The organism is Clavibacter lycopersici, assembly GCF_003576405.1.
Classification (GTDB): Bacteria; Actinomycetota; Actinomycetes; order Actinomycetales; family Microbacteriaceae; genus Clavibacter; species Clavibacter lycopersici.
The window spans coordinates 1-505 of record NZ_QWGT01000533.1; the positions used below are offsets into that span (position 1 = coordinate 1).

General features: G+C 78.0%; 1 protein-coding gene. It reads left to right on the forward strand.

The window, feature by feature from the left end; translation table 11 throughout:
* On the forward strand, positions 1-505 hold a 505-nt coding region (locus DZG00_RS16395), incomplete at both ends, for a M20/M25/M40 family metallo-hydrolase (RefSeq protein ID WP_119455869.1).

Below are 505 nucleotides of genomic sequence, written 5' to 3' on the forward strand. Positions count from 1 at the left end.
CGCGACCGCGCGCGGCACGGGGGGCGGCCGCACGATCCTCCTCGACGGCCACCTCGACACCGTGCCGCCCGGCGACCCCGAGCGCGGCGGCCTGCTCCCGCGGATCGAGGACGGCCGCCTCCTCGGCCGCGGCGCGTTCGACATGAAGGCGGGCCTCGCCGCGATGATGGTCGCCGCCGACCGCGCCATGCGGATCGGCACGCGCGGCGACGTCGTGCTCGCGCTCGTCGCCGACGAGGAGTTCGGGAGCCGGGGCACCGAGGAGGCGCTCCGCGAGCTCTCCGCATCCGGCACGCGCATCGACGGCGCCGTGATCTCCGAGCCCAGCCAGTCCGAGGCGATCGTCGCCCACCGCGGCTTCGGCTGGTACGAGATCCGCCTGCGCGGGCGCGCGGCGCACGGCTCGATGCCGGAGCAGGGCGTCGACGCGATCGCGCACGCCGGCCTGGTGCTCCGCGAGCTGGACGCCCTGGCCGAGCGCCTCGCGTCGGGGCCGCGCCACCCG